A 19,113-nucleotide genomic window follows, 5' to 3' on the forward strand; every position below is an offset into this window, starting at 1 on the left:
TGATAATCAAATAATTACTTCCTATCTAATAGGGCTTTCACGCGATGTATTTTGCACTGATGCCATTGATCCGGCAATTCAAAGCAATAAAAAAATCTCCTAACTCGATCTTTTATCCCTTAATAACATATTCATCGCATCATCGAGGGAACCGGCGCGGTTGATTTCGCCGGAATTGACGAAGAAGATCTCGTCGGCGTTTTCAATGGTGTTGAGCCGGTGTGCGATGATCACCTGGGTAGTAGTTTCGGGAAGTTGTTTCAGGATGTCGCCGAGCAGTTTTTCAGTCACTGTGTCGATGTTGGCTGTGGCTTCGTCGAGGATCAGCAACTCCGGGCTTCTCAGCACGGCACGCATGAATGCGATCAGCTGCTTCTGTCCGAGGCTTGTACTATCGCCCGTTGCCGACACTTTTGTGTCCAGGCCATGCTCGAACAATGCCAGAATTTCGCCGAGGTTGGCGTTCCGGATCACCTGCTCGATCTTCTCGTTGGAATAACCCTTAAACTGCTCGTTACCGTACAGGATGTTATCGCGAATGGTACCTGTAAACAGGAAGGGCTCCTGCAATATGAAACCGATCTTGCGGCTGCGCTCCTCAGGCGTGTAGGTGCGGATATCCCGCCCATCGAGCAGTACAGTACCATCCCTCGGATCATAAAGGCGCGCAATCAGCGAAGCCGTGGTCGTTTTTCCGCCTCCGGTCGGACCGATCAATGCATAGGTTTTACCGCGTTCAAGTTTGAAATTGACCTGGTGCAGGATTTCACGGCTGTCATAGCCGAAACGTACATTCCGGAATTCCAGCAATGAACTGTCAGTTTCCCGGGTCGTTTCTGCCAGCGGAACCAGGTCCGTTTCCAGCGACAGGATCTGCGAAATGCGGTCCCAGCCCGCCATCGCGACCTGAAATGTGGTCCACAATGCCGCCAATTGCCGTAACGGATTGTAAAAATTGGCAGCATAGGCCAGGTAGCTGACGAGCAAGCCCACGCTGAACTCGCCGGCGGCGATCAGATGGATGCCGTAGCAAAGCACGATCAGCTGTGCGATGTTGGCGAAAAACGAGTAGGTAGGCAGAAAAATGTTATTGGCCAGGCCGGCGCGGATCGCTGTGCGATAGTTCCCCAGGTTAGCAACCTGGAAACGCTGGCGGAAATAGTCGCGCCGGTTGAATGCGATCACCACCTTGAAATTACTCAGGCTCTCCTGAATTTCGGCACTGAGGTCGCCCGTGCTTTTCAGATTCTTCGCGTTGGTTGCCTTTACCCAGGGCGAAAGCAGCATCGTAAAAATCAGGATCACCACAGCCGGGGCCAGCGTGGCTGCGCCCAGTTTCACGTTGATGACAAGGAGAAATATCCCCGCTCCGATCATCGTAAAAATGCTTCCTACAAACTGCATCAGGGATTGGGAAAAGAACTGATTCAGTTTATCCGTGTCGTTATTGACACGCGAAATGAGGTCACCCGCCTTGTTCTGGTTAAAAAATGCGACCGGCAACTGCTGCAACTTATTGAAAATAGCATTCCGGAGCGTGAACAACAACCGTTGCCCCACACCGCCCATGAGTTTCGTTTGCTGATAGGCAGTGAGCAATCCCAGGAGGTACATGCCCAGCAGAATCCCCCCGAAAACGAGCAGTCCGTGAAACTGTTTGGTCACTACATACTGGTCAATCGCATGGCCGATCAGATACGGGCCGAGCAGGTTGACGGCCGTATTCAGCGTGATCGCACCCAGCGCCAGTGCGAGATTCCCACGCTCATGTGAAATCAGCTTCAACAACTTTCCCAGCGCCTTGCGGGTAGAGGTCCTGGCTTGCTGTTCCGAAAGTTTGTTAAGATCGTAATTCATAGTTGCTGGTACTTTGTTGCGAATTGAAAATCTGCACATATTCCGGGCTCGTATGCATCAGCTCCTCGTGCGTACCGCATCCGATGAGCTCACCTTCCATGAGCACGACGATCTGGTCGTAATGCCCGATTGCCGCAATTTTCTGCGTTACCGATATCAGTGTGGTCCCCGGATAGTTGCGCTCCACATTGGCCAGGATTTTCTTTTCGGTATTGGTGTCCACGCGCGCCGTAAAATCGTCCAGCAGCAGCACCCTGGGGTTCACTGCCAATGCTCTCGCCAGCATGATCCGCTGTTTCTGTCCGCCCGAAAGGCTGGAACCACGCTCGGAAACGATCGTATCGAGCCCATCCGGCAGGCCTTCGATAAAAGCCGTCAGTTCGGCGGTGTCAATGGCTTTTTGCAGGGATTCGTCTGTTACGGTGGTACTGAATGCGATGTTTTCACGGATACTCATGTTGAAAATGATGCTATCCTGAAACACAAAGCCCACCTGCCTGTGAAATGATTCACTATCGTAATAATCAATGGGCTTGCCGTCGTAGGTAACGCTCCCTTCCTGCGCCGCGATGAGACCGGTGAGCAGGTAGAGCAACTGTGTCTTGCCGGCTGCCGTTGGCCCGATCACCGCGATCCGGGACCCGGCCTGCACCGACAGGTTAATATCTTTGAGCGCAGGCTTTTCGCCATAGCGAACCGTCACATTCCGAAGTTCGGTATTCCCTTTCAACAGCTCTTGTGAAGCACCACTCTCCACGGGGTCCGGCGCATTCAAAACAGAAGAAATCCGCTGAAACGAGGCCGTCGCCTGGGCAATGATGTTGCTCATGAACCCGATGACCAGGATCGGGAAGATCAGGATCATCAGGTAGCTGTTGAATGCCGCAAAACTTCCCAGTGTCATATCCCCTTCGATGACGAAATGCCCCCCGAGTACCAGGATCGTAAGCCCCGCAAGGTTCGCCGTAAATGTCACTACAGGAATCAGCCCGGCAAACAGGTTCAGAATCGCCAGACCGAAGCCTTTCGCCTTGGTATTCGCTTCCAGGAACTTGACATACTCGAGTTGCTGGGAATTGACCACACGGATCAGCGCGGAACCCAGGATACTCTCATTGATGATCTTGTTGAGCCAGTCGATCACTTCACGGCTTTGAACAAAGAGCGTACGGACCTTTTTTAAGGTTAGGAAAAAAGTACCCCCGATGATCGGGATAATGGCTATGACCGTCAATGCGAGTTTCCAGTTAATGCTCAGTAACAGGACACTCGCCCCGATGATGATGAAAATGGATGAAACAATGGAAACGATAGCCTGGGATACGAACAGCTTGATCGAATCGGTATCTGCTGTGAGGTTGGTCAGCAGTTTCGAAGGGTTGGTCTGCTCGATGAATGCATGGCTTTGGCGTGAGATCTTGTCGGAGAGCTTCGTGCGCAGGTCGCGTGCCACCTTCTCCGAGGCATAGGTCTGAACCACGCTCTGAAGGTACCCGAAAACAAACACCAGCGTCACGGAAATGGTAAATTCAATCAGAATGCCTTCCAGGTCGAAGCGCTGATGGGTGTAATCGTCGATGCCGTCGGCGATTAATGTGGGTAACCAAAGGTTGATCCCATTGCCCAGCAACGCAAACAGTAACAATAACACGATCAACCCCTTATATGGAGCCAGCAAGCTGAATATCCCCGGCTGTTTGGGTGCTCCGGGTTTGGCTTTTTCGGACATGCGGGTTTAGTTTTGAATAAGTCCGTAAATATACACGAACCCGGAGGTTTCGGGAAACACAATGCATTTGTTATCGGAATTTAACAGAATAACTGCCCTCCCCCTTATCTTTGAAAACTGCCCGCAGCAGACCTTTATCCTATACCCAAACCTTTATGCCCAACCTGACCCTGTTTCTCGCCGCCAGCCTGGCAGGCCTTTCCTTTACACACCAGCCACCAAAACCGAAAGACCCGCAGCGCCCGAATATCATTTACATCTATGCAGACGACCTCGGATACGGTGAACTGGGTTGCTACGGACAGCAAAAGATCAAAACACCCAACCTCGACCGTCTCGCCCGGGAAGGTATGCGGTTCACCCAGCATTACACCGGCACACCCGTATGCGCCCCCGCCCGCGCCATGCTCATGACCGGCAAGCATGCAGGCCACTCGGCCATCCGCGGGAATCTTGAACTGGGTGGTTTTAAGGACGAGGAAGAACGCGGACAAATGCCGCTGCCCGCCGGAGAATTCACAGTAGCCGAATTGCTGAAACAAAAAGGCTATGCTACCGCGCTCACCGGTAAATGGGGAATGGGAATGAACAACACTGAAGGGGCCCCCAGTAAACAGGGCTTCGACTATTACTATGGCTATCTCGATCAGAAACAGGCCCATAACCAGTACCCCTCGCACCTCTGGGAAAATGATCGCTGGGACACCCTTGCACAACCCTGGCAGGACGTTCACCGGAAACTGAACCCGGCTACCGCTACCGACGCCGACTTCGAGTCCTTCAAGGGAAAAGAATATGCCCCGCTGAAAATGACCGAGAAAGCACTGGCATTCATGGAAAAGAACAAGGACAAACCATTTTTCCTTTATATGCCTTACACAGTACCACACGTGTCGTTGCAGGCGCCGGATGAATTTGTAAAACAATATGTAGGCCAGTTCGACGAGAAGCCCTATTATGGCGAAAGAGGTTATGTCTCCACCAAATACCCGCTTTCCACCTACGCCGCCATGATCACATTTCTGGACGAACAGGTGGGAATCGTGATGGACAAAATCAAGGCCATGGGACTGGAAGACAATACGATCATCATGTTCAGCAGCGATAATGGTGCTACTTTCAATGGAGGAGTGGATGCGAAATTCTTCAACAGCGTGGCCGGATTGCGTGGGCTGAAAATGGATGTGTACGAAGGTGGTATCCGCGAACCATTCATCGCCCGCTGGCCGGGTAAGATCAAGGCCGGAAGCGTGAGCGACCACATTTCCGCCCAGTTCGACCTGCTGGCGACATTAGCCGAATTAACCGGACAAAAAACACCGCCTACCGACGGCATTTCCCTGCTTCCTGAGCTGCTGGGACAGAAAAACAAACAACGGCAACACGCCTATCTGTACTTTGAATACCCTGAAAAAGGCGGACAGATCGCCGTCCGAATGGGTGACTGGAAGGGCGTCAAGACCGACCTCCGTAAAAATCCAGGCAATGGCTGGCAGTTGTTCAATCTCAAAACCGACCGTAGCGAAACGACCGATGTCGCCGCTCAGCGGCCTGATATTTTAAAGCAATTTGACGATATTGTAAAAAAAGAACACCGGGAAACCGAAGTGCCTGCCTGGCAGTTTGTAATGCCGGTGATCGCAGCAAGCACGAAGTGATATGGCCTATGTCGAATATCGCCCCCACCCCGCCCTGACGCCTTACATCGATGCCTACTGGCAGTTTAGGGGCGACGGAATGCCTGCGACCGTCCAAAGCATTCTGCCGGATGGCTGTGTGGATATTATCGTCAACCTCGGCGACGACGAGTTGCCCGACGCGAATGGCTTTTTCATGAAAAGCGAGCAGAGCTATCTCGTCGGGACGATGTCGCACAGCATCGACTCGACCGTTTCGCCTCATTCCCAACTGATCGGCATACGTTTCAGGCCGGCTGGCTTTTCTGCTTTTTACCGATACGGACCGTTGCACGAGTTTACCAATTTGACCGTCGAATTCGATAACAAACTCGCTCCGGACCTCCACCGTACGGACATTTCGCCGAAGGTATGTCTCGACGAGTTTCTCCTGAAAAGACTGCATGGGGCACTGCCCCGCCTGATGCCGGTTATCGGGGAAATAGAAAGCAAAAACGGCATGATAGAGGTCACCACCCTCGCCCAAAACCACTGCACGACCGTACGCCAATTACAGCGCGCATTCAAGGAATACGTAGGCCTAAGTCCAAAGGAATTTATCAATGTGATCCGATTCAGATATGCTTTGCAATTGATCAAAACCAGCGACCGGCATGCGCTCCTGGACATTGCACTGGAAGCAGGTTACTATGATCATGCCCACTTAACCAACGAAATCCGGAAATACGCGGGCGTCGTCCCATCGCTGCTCTGATTTTGTCGCATTTTTCCAAACACGACCTGCCCGGCAGCCATTAGTTTTGCTCCATCAACAAATTACCTATGATGATGGAACAAAGAATGAGCGTATTGATGCTGGCAGCGGACGATCTGCCAAAACTACGGGACTTCTACGCCGGAACGCTGGGGTGGCATATCGAAGCTGCCAACCAGGACATTGTATTCTTCAAACTGAATGGCATATTGCTGGGTTTGTATGGGCGGAAAGATCTTGCGAAATTCAACAATGCGAGCCCCGAGGGTACGGGATTCCGGCCGTTCAATCTGGGATACATGGTCAATTCACGCCGGGAGGTAGAGGATATTTATCATGATTTGCTAGCCAAAGGCGTCAGCATCATCCAGGAGCCCACAGAACCTGCTATCGGGGGCTGTTATTTTCTGTTTTCCGATGTGGAGGGAAATATCTGGGAAGTTTGCTACAACTTGTACATTCCGATCGACGCAGCAGGGAATGTGATCCGGCATGCGCCCATCGATCATCTATAACCATCATAAACATGGCACAATTCGCATACACCATCTTGTACGTCAGGGATGTAACCGCATCGATTACCTTTTATGAAAGGGCATTCGGCTTTGAAAGAAAATTCATCTCACCTGACAACGACTATGGCGAACTCAATACCGGGAGCACGACGCTCTCATTTGCCGCCGCCGGCCTGGTACAAACCAACATTCCCGGCGGCTTCACCGAGAGCGACCCGGCAGGAAAACCGTTCGGGATCGAGATCGGCTTTACGGTCGGCAATGTGGAAGAAGCATTCCAAACAGCATTGACGGCCGGAGCCACGCTGGTTTCAAAGCCCCAGACCAAGTCCTGGGGACAGGTTGTCTCTTACGTCCGCGACCCGAATGGCTTTCTGGTTGAAATCTGCACAGCTATGGGATAGCAGGTACGATAACACCTCATTCAATTCACTGATCCGCTCGCGGAGTCGTTTAAGTCATGGAATGTGGATGGTACCATCCACATTCCATGACTTGAACGATTCCATCAGGGTGTCATTATTTTTGGACCGGCAACTTCTGTTCAAGGCTCTACCGGAAACGGCCCGTCCTCAAATTCCTCCTCGTGATAACCTTTACTCCCTACCTTCCGGGCCAGCTCACTCCTGAAATCCGTTCCGTTTTGCAAGCTTTGGAGTACGTACCCAAAGTCATATTCCGCCCGCCAGCCCAGTTCCTGTCGGGCCTTTTCATTCACATATACCCGATCTATTCCAGAGAAAAACTTCCACCCGTTCACTTCAAAAAGTGCTTCACATGACGGATAGAGTGATCGGATGACCGCCGCTGCGTTGGAATGGAGTTGCGCCAGGTGCGGAGGCGTAAAAGGGGTGGTCGCCGAAATAATATATTTACCAAAGCCTATCTCCGGCGCTTTTTTCATGGCTAATAAATGCGCGGTGACGGCATCCGCCACGTCGACCCGGCGATAGAGCAGTTCGAGGGCCTGCACGTTGGGCGTGCTGAAAAGTCTGCGGGTTTCGGCATTGTCGTCGTCTTCCGGAAAGAAGCGTGACGTCCTCAGGATGAGCACAGGCAAGCCGGTTTTGCGGTGCATCAGCTCACAAAGGTTCTCCGCGGCAAGCTTCGTTACACTGTATATGTTTTTTGGCAATGGATTAACATCCTCGGTGATCCATGCCGCGGGCTCGTCCTTGGCCGGATTCATCGCCGCACCGAACGTGCTGGTGGTACTTGTGAAAATAAACGAAACTACGCCCTGCTCTGCGGCCTCTTCCAGAAGATTGAGTGTGCCGGTAATGTTTGTATCCACAAAATCCTGCCTGCCGTGCGTGGCGACATGCGGCTTGTGCAGGGTCGCGGTGTGGATGATATTTGTAATGCCTTTAACGGCCACGGCGACAAAGGCCCGGTCGGCAATGTCGCCCACCAGGTCGGTGTAGGCCGACGGCTTCATGTCCAGCCCTGTCACAGGTGTCCCATTCGCCCTCAGCGTGCGCATCAGCGCCTCACCCAAATGCCCTGCGCTGCCTGTTACTAAAATGCTCATTTCAATACAAACTGGTTTTAGGCAAAGGTATGATCGCGCGGCTTTGAAAAATATTGGGATAGAGGATAAAAACATTGAAATTTGCATATGGCCTATATCATTGATCATGAATCATACCGGGAGATCGCGGCCAGGAAGTTCCTTACGCAGCCCTCGGTGGATACTTTCGAGCACGATGCGCCGCGAATACCCTTCGTGAACCACCGCGTGAAGAATCTTTACGCCCGCAATTTCGGCATTATCCGTTTTCAGGCCGATTTTATGGAGGACATGCAAATCCGGGGCATGAAAAGCGAGCCGCACATCAGCCTCCACTTCCAACTGACCGGGTTTTCCAATGCACGGTTCCGCGATATCCCCGGAGAGCATCCGCTGCAACCCGCCGAGTACAACATTTATTATTCTGAAAATTTCGATTCGGATATCTTTTACAACCGTCAGAAAGGATTTGAATACCTTGCATTGATCCTGAAAAAGGAGCATTTGCTGCAATTTCTGCAACAAAATGGCAGTCCGGTAAAAGAACTTGAAACTGCCCTGGAAAACCAACGGCCTTTGGCGCTTTTCGACAAGGCGGCACCGGTCAATGCTGAAATGCATTCCGTTTTGCACCGCATCCTTCATGCACCCGTCGCTGATGACCTCGCTGAAATGTACCTGAACGGCAAAATACTCGAACTGCTGGCTTTGCAATTGCAACAATACCAGGAAGAACATACCGCATATCGCCCATCGTCGGAAACGAACCGGCAACTTGCTGAAATCCACGAATACCTGAGTACCCATTACCTGACCATTCATTCGCTGGAAGACATTGCAAAACATGCTCGCCTTTCGGAACATCAGATCCGTGAAGGTTTCAGGCGGAATTACAATACGAGTGTGTATGAGCTCATTCATGAAAAAAGGATGCTATACGCCAGGCACAAGCTCCTGTACTTCGATATGACGATCGATGAAGTAGCAAGCCAGGTCGGTTATGCCAATGGCAGCAACTTTATCCAGGCTTTCAAAAGAAAATTCGGCATCACACCCAAGCAAATGCAGCTGAGCTGCCGGCGTTAAGACAGGCCCAGTGATTCAGATCATCCATTTTCGCTCGGTGGTGAAGGAGATCGTCAGCCACATTTTGTAGTCGCCCCGGATGCGTTCGTAGAGCTCTTGCCGGACACCATCCAGCTCCCTTACCTGCATGGCCGCCAGCTCTTCCGGCAGCAGAAAGTCGATCTCGATGGTGTAGCTGCTGCCCGTTTTGGCCACCCTTACGTATTCATCGACAAAACCGTAGCGTTTCGAAATAGCTTCCGCCTCGAGATGGATCTTTTCCTCCACATCGTCATCGGGTGCGAATTGCAGCAGTTCCCGCACATTTTTCCAGAACGTGCGCACAGGAATGCGCAGAAAAAGGATCGAAATGATGATCACCATACCAGGATCGAGGTAGGGGATCAGGTATGCCAGAGGTGTGTCCCGCAAAAAGTAGCCCAGCGATAGCACCACCAGTACACCGGTGCTCAGTAATGCATCCAGCTGCCATTCGGTAGCCTCTATCCGGACGTACTCCGACCGGATTTGCAGCGCCATTTTTCGAAAATACAGCCATAGCAGAAAGCATCCGATGATGGATGCGATCAGGTAGGGCAACGCAATGTCGAGCTCCACCAGCTTGCCGCCGTTGATCATATCCATGACGGACGTCGCAAGTGAATACAAACAGAGGAAAATGATCACCGCCGATTGCAGCGTCATCGAAAACGGCTCGAACTGTGCCCGGCCGAATGGCAGGCCGTCGTCGTCCGGCTTACGAACAAAATTATTCACAAGCAGCGACACCCCTGAAAGGCTAATGCCCACCATTGAAAAAAGTGCGTCGAAAATAATGGATTTGGAACCACCTGCTATACCGACGATGATAGCCCATATCGTAAAAACCGATCCGGTAAGGATGGAAAGTTTGATGAGTCGTCGCTCCCGGAGCCGTTTCTGTCTTTCGTTCATATCAACCCGGTCGTGACCGATCGCCGGCACGACACCTTTACATAAGATAAAAAGACATTCCAGATAAAGCAAGTTCCAAAAGGTACGTTAACAGATTGTAAAGCATTGCCCAAGCCCTGGCCATCGCAAATGTTACGAAAACCATTACTTTTATGCACTACAGCCAGGCCCGCAGGAATTAATCATCGCGAACCATCGTTTACCCCGAATAATATATTTTGTATACAAAAATTAAATGAAATCAGATTCCCAAGCCAACAAAGTGTACCTTGAAATGCGGCGCAAGATCCTCTCGAACCAGCTTGCGCCGGGCAGCAGGCTCAAAGAAGACGAATGGGCACGTCGTACGGATGTCAGCCGCATTTCGGTCAGAGAAGCCCTCAACCGCCTTTTGGGCGAAGAATTGGTTGTTTTCGGCGAGAAGGGAGGTTTTTTTATTCGCCCGATGACAGCCGACGATGTGCGTGAGATCCGGCAGATGCGGCAGATCCTTGAAATTGGCGCGTTGCGGATACTGGTACAAAGCGCTACCACTCAAAACATTGCAGAACTCGAAGAGATATGCGAGGATTTTTCATCCATGATCCGCCGGGGCTACCTGAGCGGCGCATGCGAAGCCGATGTTAAATTCCATGAGACATTGATTGCCAGCGCGGGCAATAAAAAGCTGATTTCTCTCTACCAGGTCAGCAACATTCCGCTTTTTCATCAAAAACTCGGTCAGGCCCAATCCCATATGGATGACTACGAGCTCACCGACAAAGAGCACCGGGAGATCGTCAGGGCTATTAAAGAAGGAGATCTCGCGCAAGCGGAAACCGTCCTGAACAAACATCTCCTCCGCGGCGAAGCAGCCGTACTCGACGGCGTCACCGAATAAGCCGTCGCCCACCCAGCATTTCATAAAATTCCGTATTCTATTTTCCCGGCAAGTGGATTCTTTGGCAAAAACCGCCCAGGGATCCACTTTTTAGCATTTTTCGCCAAAAACATGCACATAAATTTTTTGTATACAAAAATAATATATATTTGTATACCATAATAACCACTCGCTTAACCCAATCCTGCCCGATGAGAAAATCAAACCTTTACTACCTGAGGTTCGTCCTCCTGCTCCTGTACTTCTGTTGCGGCTCACTGGCAGCCGAATCCTTTCCGATCCAGCAGATCGAAGGAACCGTCACCGAAAAGGCTAGCGGCCAGCCGCTGCCCGGCGTCAACATCATTATCAAAGGCACCAGTCGGGGCACGACTACGGACAACCAGGGCCGTTTCAACATAGACGCCACCGCCGATCAGGTGCTCACATTTTCATTCATCGGGTATATCAGCCAGGACGTGACGGTCGGCACGGCTTCGGTACTCAACGTCCAGCTCGCTACCGACGCGCAGGCATTGAACGAGATCGTAGTAACAGGCTATTCGAGTCAGCGAAAAAAAGACATTACCGGTTCAGTAGCGGTCATCAGCATGGATGCGGTAAAGTCAGTCCCAACCGGGTCCACCTTCCAGGCGCTGCAGGGACAGGCAGCAGGTGTAAACGTGATCAGCTCGGGGGTCCCGGGCAAGGGAAGTAATGTATTTGTGAGAGGGATTTCCTCTTTTGGAAACTCTGCACCACTGGTACTTGTGGACGGCGTAGAAGCGGATCTTAACAATATAGCCGCCAACGACATAGCATCCATACAGGTACTGAAAGATGCCGGGGCCGCGGCGATTTACGGCGTCAGAGGCTCCAACGGCGTATTGATCGTCACTACGAAGAAAGGCCAGGCAGGAACAACAACTGTCAGCTACGACGCTTACGCTGGCGTGCAGGTCCCGCTTTCGGGCAACCCGTTCAACACCATCCGCGACCCGGAAACATTTTCAAGGCTATCCCTGATCGCCAATCCGCAAAACCCATTGTTCGTCAACGGCATACCCGATTATCTGTACGCCGGCCCGCAGGGAAACGGCATTGCCAACGAAGGTAATCCACTGGTTGATCCGTCGCGCTACCGGTTCGACCCGATCAATCCCGCCAACAACTACCTGATCCAGAAAGTAAACAAAGCCGGAACCGACTGGTTTCATGAGTTCTTCAAACCCGCCATGCGGACCGACCACAACCTGTCGGTCCGGGGAGGGAACGACAAGTCCAGCTACTTCGTGTCTGTCGGCTATCTCAACCAGCAGGGAACTGCCATTGAAACCTATCTCAAACGCTACTCTGGAAGGGTGAACACCTCGTTCAACATCGGCAAAAACGTGGTGGCCGGACAAAATCTGAACCTGTATTATCGGTCGAGCCCCGGCATGGCCACCGACAACCAGTTCGGTAATGTTGCGGAAGTTGCGCGGATGATGCCCATCATCCCTACTCACGATATCATGGGCAACTACGGCGGTACGCGTATGGGCGTGAACGTTGGCACCGGTACCAACCCGGTTGCAAGCCAGGAGCGCACGGCCATTAATCAAAATAACTCCTGGAATGCGGTGGGTAATGTCTTCCTGGAGATCACGTTCCTGAAAGATTTCAAACTCAGGACCAGCTATGGCGGAGTCCTCACTAATGCCTACAATTATGCTTTTACCTACACCCCTTACGAACGAGCCGAGGGATTTCTCAACCCCAACTCGTTTAGCGAAAGCTCTTCCTTTTTCAGAAGACTGGTTTGGACCAACACATTGACTTACAGCAAATATTTCGGCAAACATAGCCTCACCGCACTCGCCGGTACAGAATCCATTGAGCAAGCGGGAAGATCGCTGTCGGGCTCGCGTGCCAAATACTTCTCCGCGGATCCCGATTATCTCACACTGGACAACGGCACCACCAATATTGCCAACTCCAGCGGAGCCAGCGAGGAAGCATTGTGGTCTATGTTTGGCCGGCTCGACTACGCATATGACGACAGGTATTTGCTGGGTGCGACCGTCAGAAGGGACGGCTCTTCCCGCTTCGGGCCGGAAAACCGATACGGTAACTTCGCCTCGGTCTCGCTGGGCTGGCGCTTGTCGGGGGAAAAGTTCATGAAGAATGTAAATTGGGTAAGCGACTTAAAGATCAGGGCCAGCTACGGCGTGCTCGGCTCCCAAAACAACGTAGCCCCCGAGAACCAGTTCGATCTTTACGGAGGAACGGCCGGTAATGCGTACTACGACATTAAGGGTACAAGCAACAGCTCCGTGCAAGGATTTATCCAGACCCGCTCGGGCAATCCCCGGACCGGTTGGGAACGGAACGTCATCTCCAACATTGGTCTCGACGCTTCGCTGTGGAACAACAAGCTGGATTTCTCCATCGAATACTACAAAAAATCAATCAAAGGTTTGCTCTTCGGCCTGACCTTGCCGGGCATTGCCGGCGGGGTAACTCCCGCAACGGTCAATATCGGCGATATCCGGAACAAGGGCGTCGATATCGCAGCCACTTTTCACGGCAAAGGAGGAGAAAACCTCTCCTACTCGATCGGAACCAACATCACGGCCTACAAAAACGAGGTTATCAAGGTTCCTCAACCGGGCTACTTCGATGCGGCTAGCCACCAGCAGCTGGGACCCATCGTGCGGAATCAGGTCGGCCAGGAGGTGAGTGCGTTCTACGGCTACAAAGTCACGGGGCTTTTCCGGGATGAAGCGGAGGTAACCGCTGCACCTACCCAGAATGCAGCCGCACCGGGGCGTTTCCGTTATATGGACGTCAACGGAGACGGAAAAATCGACCCGTCCGACCGCACATTCCTCGGCAGCCCGAACCCGGACTTTACTTATGGCGTAAACCTGTCCCTAAAATACAGACGGCTGGATTTTTCGGCTATTTTCTTCGGCTCGCAGGGTAACCAGGCCGTCAATGCGATCAGGGTGCAAACTGACTTTTTCGGTACTTACGTCGGCGCAAAGAGCAACCGGCTCCTGAATGCATGGTCTCCCGAAAATCCCGACACGGATATTCCAAAGATCGAAGGACAAAACAGTTTTAGTACCGCTGGCGTTTTTAACTCCTACTTTGTCGAAAACGCGTCCTTCCTAAAACTGAGGACATTGAGTGCCGGCTACAACTTCGGCAATCTGCCTTTGCTGCAATGGGCCAAGTTCAAAAACCTGCGGGTTTATGCACAGGCAATGAATCTGTTTACCATCACGAAGTATACAGGTCTCGACCCCGAGCTGGACGGAAGCAGTTCAAGCTTCGGGATCGACTGGGCCAACTATCCCAACAATGAGCCCGTGTACCTGCTGGGGTTAAACCTGTCATTTTGAAATACCTAAACCAAACAGCGATTGGAAATCATGAAAGCGATAAAAGCAAAAATCACAAGAATAACCCTGCTGGTCCTAACAGCCCTGCATATCACCTCCTGCCAGGATGACTTCCTCGACAGAGCACCAAAGGGGGCATTGTTTTCAGGCAGTCTTGCCAACGAAGCAGGTGTCAATGGCCTTCTCATCGGCGCATACTCGCTCCTGGATGGCAACCCCGGCGGGGGCTGGGCAGCGGGAAGGTGGATCTTCGGCGGCGTCACCTCCGACGACGCCCATACCGGAACGGAAGCAGGCGCTTTGCAGCCAGTCCCGACCTACGAAAGCTATACGCATACCGCCGCCACCCAAGGCATGAACGAGCGCTGGAAACAGCTGTATGCAGGCGTCCAGCGGGCAAACGATGTTTTGCGACTGCTCAAAATAGTGGAAGAAAACGGCGGGATTGCCGAGGCGGCCGCCGGACAGATCAGAGCGGAGGCGCGCTTTCTGCGCGGGGAATACCATCTGGAAATAGCCATGATGTGGAAGAACATTCCATTTGTGGATGAAACAATCAGCGCCACGGCAGGCAATTATTACGTCCCGAACACGGCACCCGCATGGCCCCTGATCGAAGAGGATTTCCAATATGCGGCAGACCATCTTACGCCGACCAAAACGGAGGTGGGCAGAGCCAACAAATGGGCTGCCAAGGCATTTCTGGTAAAGACCTATATGTTCCAGAACAAACACACGGCAGCAAAGCCGCTGCTCGACGACATCATCCAGAACGGCGTCACCAGCAACGGGCTCAAATACAACTTGCACGAGCATTATTTTGATAACTTCCGGCCATCCACAAAGAACGGTCCCGAGCAGGTTTTCGCGATTATGTATTCGGTCAACGACGGAGCCAATGGCGCCAATGGCAACGGACCGGGCGGAGATGGAAATGCCGGTCCTTACGGCGGCCCCTTTCCCAGTTATGGTTTCTATCAACCCTCCTTTTCGCTGGTCAATTCCTACAAGACCGACCCGGCTACCGGTTTGCCGCTGCTGGACACTTTCAATGATTCGGATGTCAAGCACGACCTGGGGATTTTATCCTCTAGTCCTTTCGAGCCCTACAAAGGCACACTGGACTCACGCCTGGACTGGACGGTCGGCAGAAGAGGAATCCCCTATCTCGATTGGGGGGTTAATCCGGGATTGTCCTGGGTACGGCAGCAAAGTGTAGCCGGCCCGTACCTGCATGTGAAGCACGCCAACCCACAGGCAGAACCACTTTCACGGGAAGTCCAAAGCACAGCCAATACGTATAACCTCATCCGTTTCGCAGACATATTATTATGGGCAGCCGAGGTAGAAGTGGAGGTAGGAAGTCTTGCGCAGGCGGAGATCTACGTAAACAGGGTAAGGGCGAGAGCCGCAAACCCGAAAACATGGGTCAAAAAATACATCGACGACAAGGATCCCATGAAAGGGGTCACCAACGAATTCGCCGCCAATTATAAAGTAGGGCTATACAACGGCCATTTCACTCAAAAAGGCAAGGATTTTGCCCGCGAGTCGGTGCGCTTCGAACGGAAACTCGAGCTGGCCATGGAGCACCACCGCTTTTACGATCTGCAGCGGTACGACAAGGGGACCGGTTACATGGCCAAGGTACTCAACGACTACATCAAACATGAAGTCAATGTCCCTAATTTCAACCATTATTATATGGTGGGAGCCCAGTTTGTGCAGGGCAAGAACGAAATTTACCCGATCCCTCTGGCACAAATTGACCTGAGCATAAAGGACGGCAAGGCGACGCTGGTCCAAAACCCGAACTATTAAGTAATTTCAATAAACTACCCGGAAAACGATATTAAACCTAATTCCCAAATTCAATGAGCATGAAAGAGATACAAAATCAGATTGATCGCCGCAGGTTCCTGACGCTGGCAGGCGCCGCTGCCTCGGCTTTGTCGATATCACCACGATTTGCATTCGCCGGGCCTCCTGTTTCAGACCGGAAATTGCGCGTCGGCGTGGTGGGTGGCCGGTTCGGGCTTGGCTTTTACTTTCATGAACATCCCAATTGCGTTGTAGAAGCCGTCAGTGATCTCATTCCCGACCGTCGCGCCGCATTGATGAAGACCTACCAATGCAGCAAGTCCTACGAGTCGCTCGAAAAATTACTGAAAGACCCCAAAATAGAGGCCGTTGCATTGTTTACGCCCGCACCCGACCACGCAAAGCATGTGATACAGTCGTTGCGGGCGGGCAAGCATGTATTGTGCGCAGTGCCGGCAGCTATGAACATCGAAGAATGCGGGCAGGTGCTCGACGCCGTTAAAAAGACCGGACTTACTTACATGATGGCTGAAACCTCGGTATTTCGCGAGGAAACCCTTACGGCCAGGCAGCTTCACAAGGAAGGCAAGTTCGGCACGATCTTCAGCAGCTCGGCCCAGTACTATCACCCGGGACTCGAAGTGCTGTATTTTGAAAATAATGGCAAACCTACCTGGCGCCACGGACTTCCGCCAATGCTCTACCCTACCCACGTCACGTCTTTCCTGATCGCCGTCACCGGTGAAAGACTGACGCATGTGTCCTGCCAGGGCTGGGGAGACGATAGCCCCATGCTGAAAGGCAACCCCTACAAAAATCCATTCTGGAACGAAACAGCTTTTTTCAGAACCAACAAAGGTCATGCATTCACAGGCGAAGTATGCTGGAAAGGCGCATTGGTAGGTTGTGAGCGGGGTGAATGGCGGGGCGACAAGATGAGCCTTTACAGCGAATACAAGCACAATGAGCCGCACAAAGTATTCGCAACGGAAAAGGTTGGGACCGACGACGGCGGCTTTAAAATCGCAGAACCGGAAATGCAGCCGTACAAACCTGCCGACTGGTGGAACACCGACCTGCTTCCGAAAACGCTTCGCCACAATAGTGGCCACGGCGGTTCACACACGTTCATCACGCACGAATTTGTGGATGCCATTATCAACAACCGCAAACCCGTGATCGATATCCACGAAGCGCTGGCTTACACCGCCCCGGGCATTGTCGCACATCAGTCGGCGCTGAAAGACGGGGAATACATGAAAATCCCCAGTTTCGACTAGAACTATGACAGTGGTGATGTATGCTGATACCACATATTGTCCCCCCGAGCGCAGCGACAGCGCTCAGGGGACATTACCAGGATATATATGCAGATTGACCGGCTGCGTTCCGGGCCGCAGCGTCGAAATGTATTTTTACATTAACAACCATCTCCAATAGTATCGAATCGGTGCTACTCCGCTATGTTTCTAATTTTGTATACAAAAAATTAATATATTTGTATACTAATTAAAAGTCATACACTACCTTCACTAAACAATAAAACTCAGCCAGCACCGACAGCCCTTTCCTAAACCTGATAACTACGCTCCGGGCACGTTCCCGGTCCCGGAAAACACGATACTCATGCAAATCCATTACAGCTTTTATCCAATTCAAATACCAAACAAACACATCCGATGAACAAGTGGCCAAAATCACTCGCACTTCTGAAAAACAACGAACAATGGATTCCTGGCGGCGTGGTGTCGCTCAACAGGAAATCTGATCCGAATATCTGCTTTACAAAAGGACAGGGAAGCCGCGTGTGGGACCTCGAGGGCAATGAGTATATCGATTATCAGGCTGGTTTTGCAGCTTCTTTTCTGGGGCACAATGATCCCGACATTAACCTGGCCGTACAGGACCTCCTCGGTCAGAATGCCGTACTCATGGGCGCCGGCCCTACCGACCTCGAAGGGCAGTTTGCAGAACTATTCTGTCAAAGCGTACCGTCCGTCGATAGCATCCAGATCACCACTACCGGTTCCGAGGCGACCTATCACGCCATTCGCATTGCGCGTTCGGTGACCGGCAAAGATCATGTGATCGTCATGCAGGGCGGCTACAACGGCTGGCATAACGACGTGGCCTGCAATGTGATCAGCGCTCTCAGCGACGTCGGCGAACGTGTGAGTCCGGGTGAATATCCTTTTGATTCACTGTCTGCCGGGATCCCTGACGAGCATAAATCACTGATCCACGTCATCAACTACAACGACCTTGAATCGGTGGAATATATCCTGAAACGCTACCCCGTGGCTTGCCTGATACTCGAACCGGTCCTGCAAAACATCGGTATCGTAAAACCGCAACCAGGTTACCTTGAAGGCCTGCGTAAACTGGCGGACGAAAACGGCTTCCTGCTGATTTTTGACGAGGTAAAAACAGGTTTCCGCCACGCGCTGGGCGGTTATCAGAGCATCAGCGGCGTTACTCCCGACCTGAGTACGTTTGGCAAAGCCGTCGCCAACGGGTACCCTCTGGGTGTGATCGGCGGCAAAAAGGAGTACATGGATTATTTCGTGCATCCCGAGCGCAGCAAACGTGCGCTCATCGCCGGAACCTACAATGCATTCCCCCTCACGACCGCAGCAGCCATTGCGACCCTGAAAAAACTGGCATCGCGGGAACACGATGTGTACGGTCATATCTACAAACTGGGACAAATGATGGAGGATGGGCTCAACGCCATTTTTTCGGGTCTCGACAAACCTTACCATATTGCCCGCCAGGGGTCGGCCTATTGCATTTATTTCATGGACCACGCACCGGTGGACTTCCACGACATCGCGAAAAACCATGATTTCGCATTTGATAAAAACTACCGCCTGAAACTGATTGAAAAGGGGATTTTCAACTTTCCACTGCCGATCAAGCAGGGAAGCATTTCATTTGCCCATACCGAAAAAGACATTGAAATCACGCTTGAAAAAACCCAGGAGGTCATTAGCGAAATATTCCAGACCATTACCCAGTAGCAC

Annotated in this window: 14 protein-coding genes; 10 read left to right on the forward strand and 4 right to left on the reverse strand. The window is 52.0% G+C overall.

Annotation, left to right across the window (positions count from 1 at the left end; translation table 11 throughout):
* Positions 1 to 99: 99 nt before the first annotated feature.
* Both BP71_RS09625 and BP71_RS09630 read right to left on the reverse strand, forming a co-directional pair.
* Positions 100 to 1,857 carry an ABC transporter ATP-binding protein gene (locus BP71_RS09625; protein WP_496378507.1) on the reverse strand — a complete coding sequence of 586 codons (1,758 nt, stop codon included), beginning with the start codon at positions 1,855 to 1,857 and terminating at the stop codon, positions 100 to 102.
* Complete coding sequence (locus BP71_RS09630; protein WP_496378509.1) at positions 1,841 to 3,586, reverse strand: ABC transporter ATP-binding protein; 1,746 nt, start codon at positions 3,584 to 3,586, stop codon at positions 1,841 to 1,843. The genes BP71_RS09625 and BP71_RS09630 overlap by 17 nt, the downstream gene beginning before the upstream one ends.
* A gap of 155 nt (positions 3,587 to 3,741) precedes the next feature.
* Between BP71_RS09630 and BP71_RS09635 the strand changes: the two genes are divergently transcribed.
* The 4 genes from BP71_RS09635 (at position 3,742) to BP71_RS09650 (ending at position 6,896) form a co-directional block, all read left to right on the forward strand.
* Positions 3,742 to 5,244, forward strand: coding sequence for an arylsulfatase (locus BP71_RS09635; protein ID WP_496378511.1), 1,503 nt, complete (start codon positions 3,742 to 3,744; stop codon positions 5,242 to 5,244).
* 1 nt (position 5,245) lies between these two features.
* Complete coding sequence (locus BP71_RS09640; RefSeq protein ID WP_496378513.1) at positions 5,246 to 5,977, forward strand: DUF6597 domain-containing transcriptional factor; 732 nt, start codon at positions 5,246 to 5,248, stop codon at positions 5,975 to 5,977.
* Between the two features lie 74 nt (positions 5,978 to 6,051).
* Positions 6,052 to 6,492, forward strand: a complete 441-nt coding sequence (locus tag BP71_RS09645) for a VOC family protein (RefSeq protein ID WP_496378514.1) — start codon at positions 6,052 to 6,054, stop codon at positions 6,490 to 6,492.
* 11 nt (positions 6,493 to 6,503) lie between these two features.
* Positions 6,504 to 6,896 carry a VOC family protein gene (locus BP71_RS09650; RefSeq protein WP_496378516.1) on the forward strand — a complete coding sequence of 131 codons (393 nt, stop codon included), beginning with the start codon at positions 6,504 to 6,506 and terminating at the stop codon, positions 6,894 to 6,896.
* A gap of 140 nt (positions 6,897 to 7,036) precedes the next feature.
* On the opposite strand, the gene BP71_RS09655 is transcribed toward BP71_RS09650, so the two are convergent.
* Positions 7,037 to 8,023: an NAD-dependent epimerase/dehydratase family protein gene (locus BP71_RS09655; protein ID WP_496378518.1), complete on the reverse strand. Its 987-nt coding sequence runs from the start codon at positions 8,021 to 8,023 to the stop codon at positions 7,037 to 7,039.
* 87 nt (positions 8,024 to 8,110) lie between these two features.
* Between BP71_RS09655 and BP71_RS09660 the strand changes: the two genes are divergently transcribed.
* Positions 8,111 to 9,088, forward strand: coding sequence for a helix-turn-helix transcriptional regulator (locus BP71_RS09660; RefSeq protein WP_496378520.1), 978 nt, complete (start codon positions 8,111 to 8,113; stop codon positions 9,086 to 9,088).
* A gap of 15 nt (positions 9,089 to 9,103) precedes the next feature.
* Here BP71_RS09660 and BP71_RS09665 read toward each other — a convergent pair whose 3' ends face one another.
* Positions 9,104 to 10,021, reverse strand: coding sequence for a cation diffusion facilitator family transporter (locus BP71_RS09665; RefSeq protein ID WP_496378522.1), 918 nt, complete (start codon positions 10,019 to 10,021; stop codon positions 9,104 to 9,106).
* Positions 10,022 to 10,256: 235 nt separating this feature from the next.
* On the opposite strand from BP71_RS09665, the gene BP71_RS09670 reads away from it, so the two are divergent.
* The 5 genes from BP71_RS09670 to BP71_RS09690 all read left to right on the forward strand — a co-directional run bounded on the left by BP71_RS09670 (position 10,257) and on the right by BP71_RS09690 (position 19,110).
* Positions 10,257 to 10,901, forward strand: a complete 645-nt coding sequence (locus tag BP71_RS09670) for a GntR family transcriptional regulator (protein WP_496378524.1) — start codon at positions 10,257 to 10,259, stop codon at positions 10,899 to 10,901.
* A gap of 191 nt (positions 10,902 to 11,092) precedes the next feature.
* A complete protein-coding gene (locus tag BP71_RS09675) occupies positions 11,093 to 14,269 on the forward strand; it encodes a SusC/RagA family TonB-linked outer membrane protein (protein WP_496378526.1) in 3,177 nt (1,058 codons plus the stop codon).
* A 30-nt stretch (positions 14,270 to 14,299) separates the two neighbouring features.
* Entirely contained in the window at positions 14,300 to 16,090 is a 1,791-nt protein-coding gene (locus BP71_RS09680) for a RagB/SusD family nutrient uptake outer membrane protein (protein WP_496378528.1), read from the forward strand.
* A gap of 59 nt (positions 16,091 to 16,149) precedes the next feature.
* The gene (locus BP71_RS09685; protein ID WP_496378530.1) at positions 16,150 to 17,370 is read left to right on the forward strand and encodes a Gfo/Idh/MocA family protein; all 1,221 of its coding nucleotides are present in this window, start codon (positions 16,150 to 16,152) and stop codon (positions 17,368 to 17,370) included.
* A 399-nt stretch (positions 17,371 to 17,769) separates the two neighbouring features.
* The gene (locus BP71_RS09690) at positions 17,770 to 19,110 is read left to right on the forward strand and encodes an aspartate aminotransferase family protein (RefSeq protein ID WP_496378532.1); all 1,341 of its coding nucleotides are present in this window, start codon (positions 17,770 to 17,772) and stop codon (positions 19,108 to 19,110) included.
* Positions 19,111 to 19,113 lie beyond the last annotated feature (3 nt).

The organism is Dyadobacter ginsengisoli DSM 21015, assembly GCF_059568735.1.

Excerpts from the sequence above, each read along its gene's own strand:
- BP71_RS09625 (WP_496378507.1), bottom strand. The coding sequence starts at position 1,857 with ATGAATTACGATCTTAACAAACTTTCGGAACAGCAAGCCAGGACCTCT.
- BP71_RS09630 (WP_496378509.1), bottom strand. The coding sequence starts at position 3,586 with ATGTCCGAAAAAGCCAAACCCGGAGCACCCAAACAGCCGGGGATATTC.
- BP71_RS09635 (WP_496378511.1), top strand. The coding sequence starts at position 3,742 with ATGCCCAACCTGACCCTGTTTCTCGCCGCCAGCCTGGCAGGCCTTTCC.
- BP71_RS09640 (WP_496378513.1), top strand. The coding sequence starts at position 5,246 with ATGGCCTATGTCGAATATCGCCCCCACCCCGCCCTGACGCCTTACATC.
- BP71_RS09645 (WP_496378514.1), top strand. The coding sequence starts at position 6,052 with ATGGAACAAAGAATGAGCGTATTGATGCTGGCAGCGGACGATCTGCCA.
- BP71_RS09650 (WP_496378516.1), top strand. The coding sequence starts at position 6,504 with ATGGCACAATTCGCATACACCATCTTGTACGTCAGGGATGTAACCGCA.
- BP71_RS09655 (WP_496378518.1), bottom strand. The coding sequence starts at position 8,023 with ATGAGCATTTTAGTAACAGGCAGCGCAGGGCATTTGGGTGAGGCGCTG.
- BP71_RS09660 (WP_496378520.1), top strand. The coding sequence starts at position 8,111 with ATGGCCTATATCATTGATCATGAATCATACCGGGAGATCGCGGCCAGG.
- BP71_RS09665 (WP_496378522.1), bottom strand. The coding sequence starts at position 10,021 with ATGAACGAAAGACAGAAACGGCTCCGGGAGCGACGACTCATCAAACTT.
- BP71_RS09670 (WP_496378524.1), top strand. The coding sequence starts at position 10,257 with ATGAAATCAGATTCCCAAGCCAACAAAGTGTACCTTGAAATGCGGCGC.
- BP71_RS09675 (WP_496378526.1), top strand. The coding sequence starts at position 11,093 with ATGAGAAAATCAAACCTTTACTACCTGAGGTTCGTCCTCCTGCTCCTG.
- BP71_RS09680 (WP_496378528.1), top strand. The coding sequence starts at position 14,300 with ATGAAAGCGATAAAAGCAAAAATCACAAGAATAACCCTGCTGGTCCTA.
- BP71_RS09685 (WP_496378530.1), top strand. The coding sequence starts at position 16,150 with ATGAAAGAGATACAAAATCAGATTGATCGCCGCAGGTTCCTGACGCTG.
- BP71_RS09690 (WP_496378532.1), top strand. The coding sequence starts at position 17,770 with ATGAACAAGTGGCCAAAATCACTCGCACTTCTGAAAAACAACGAACAA.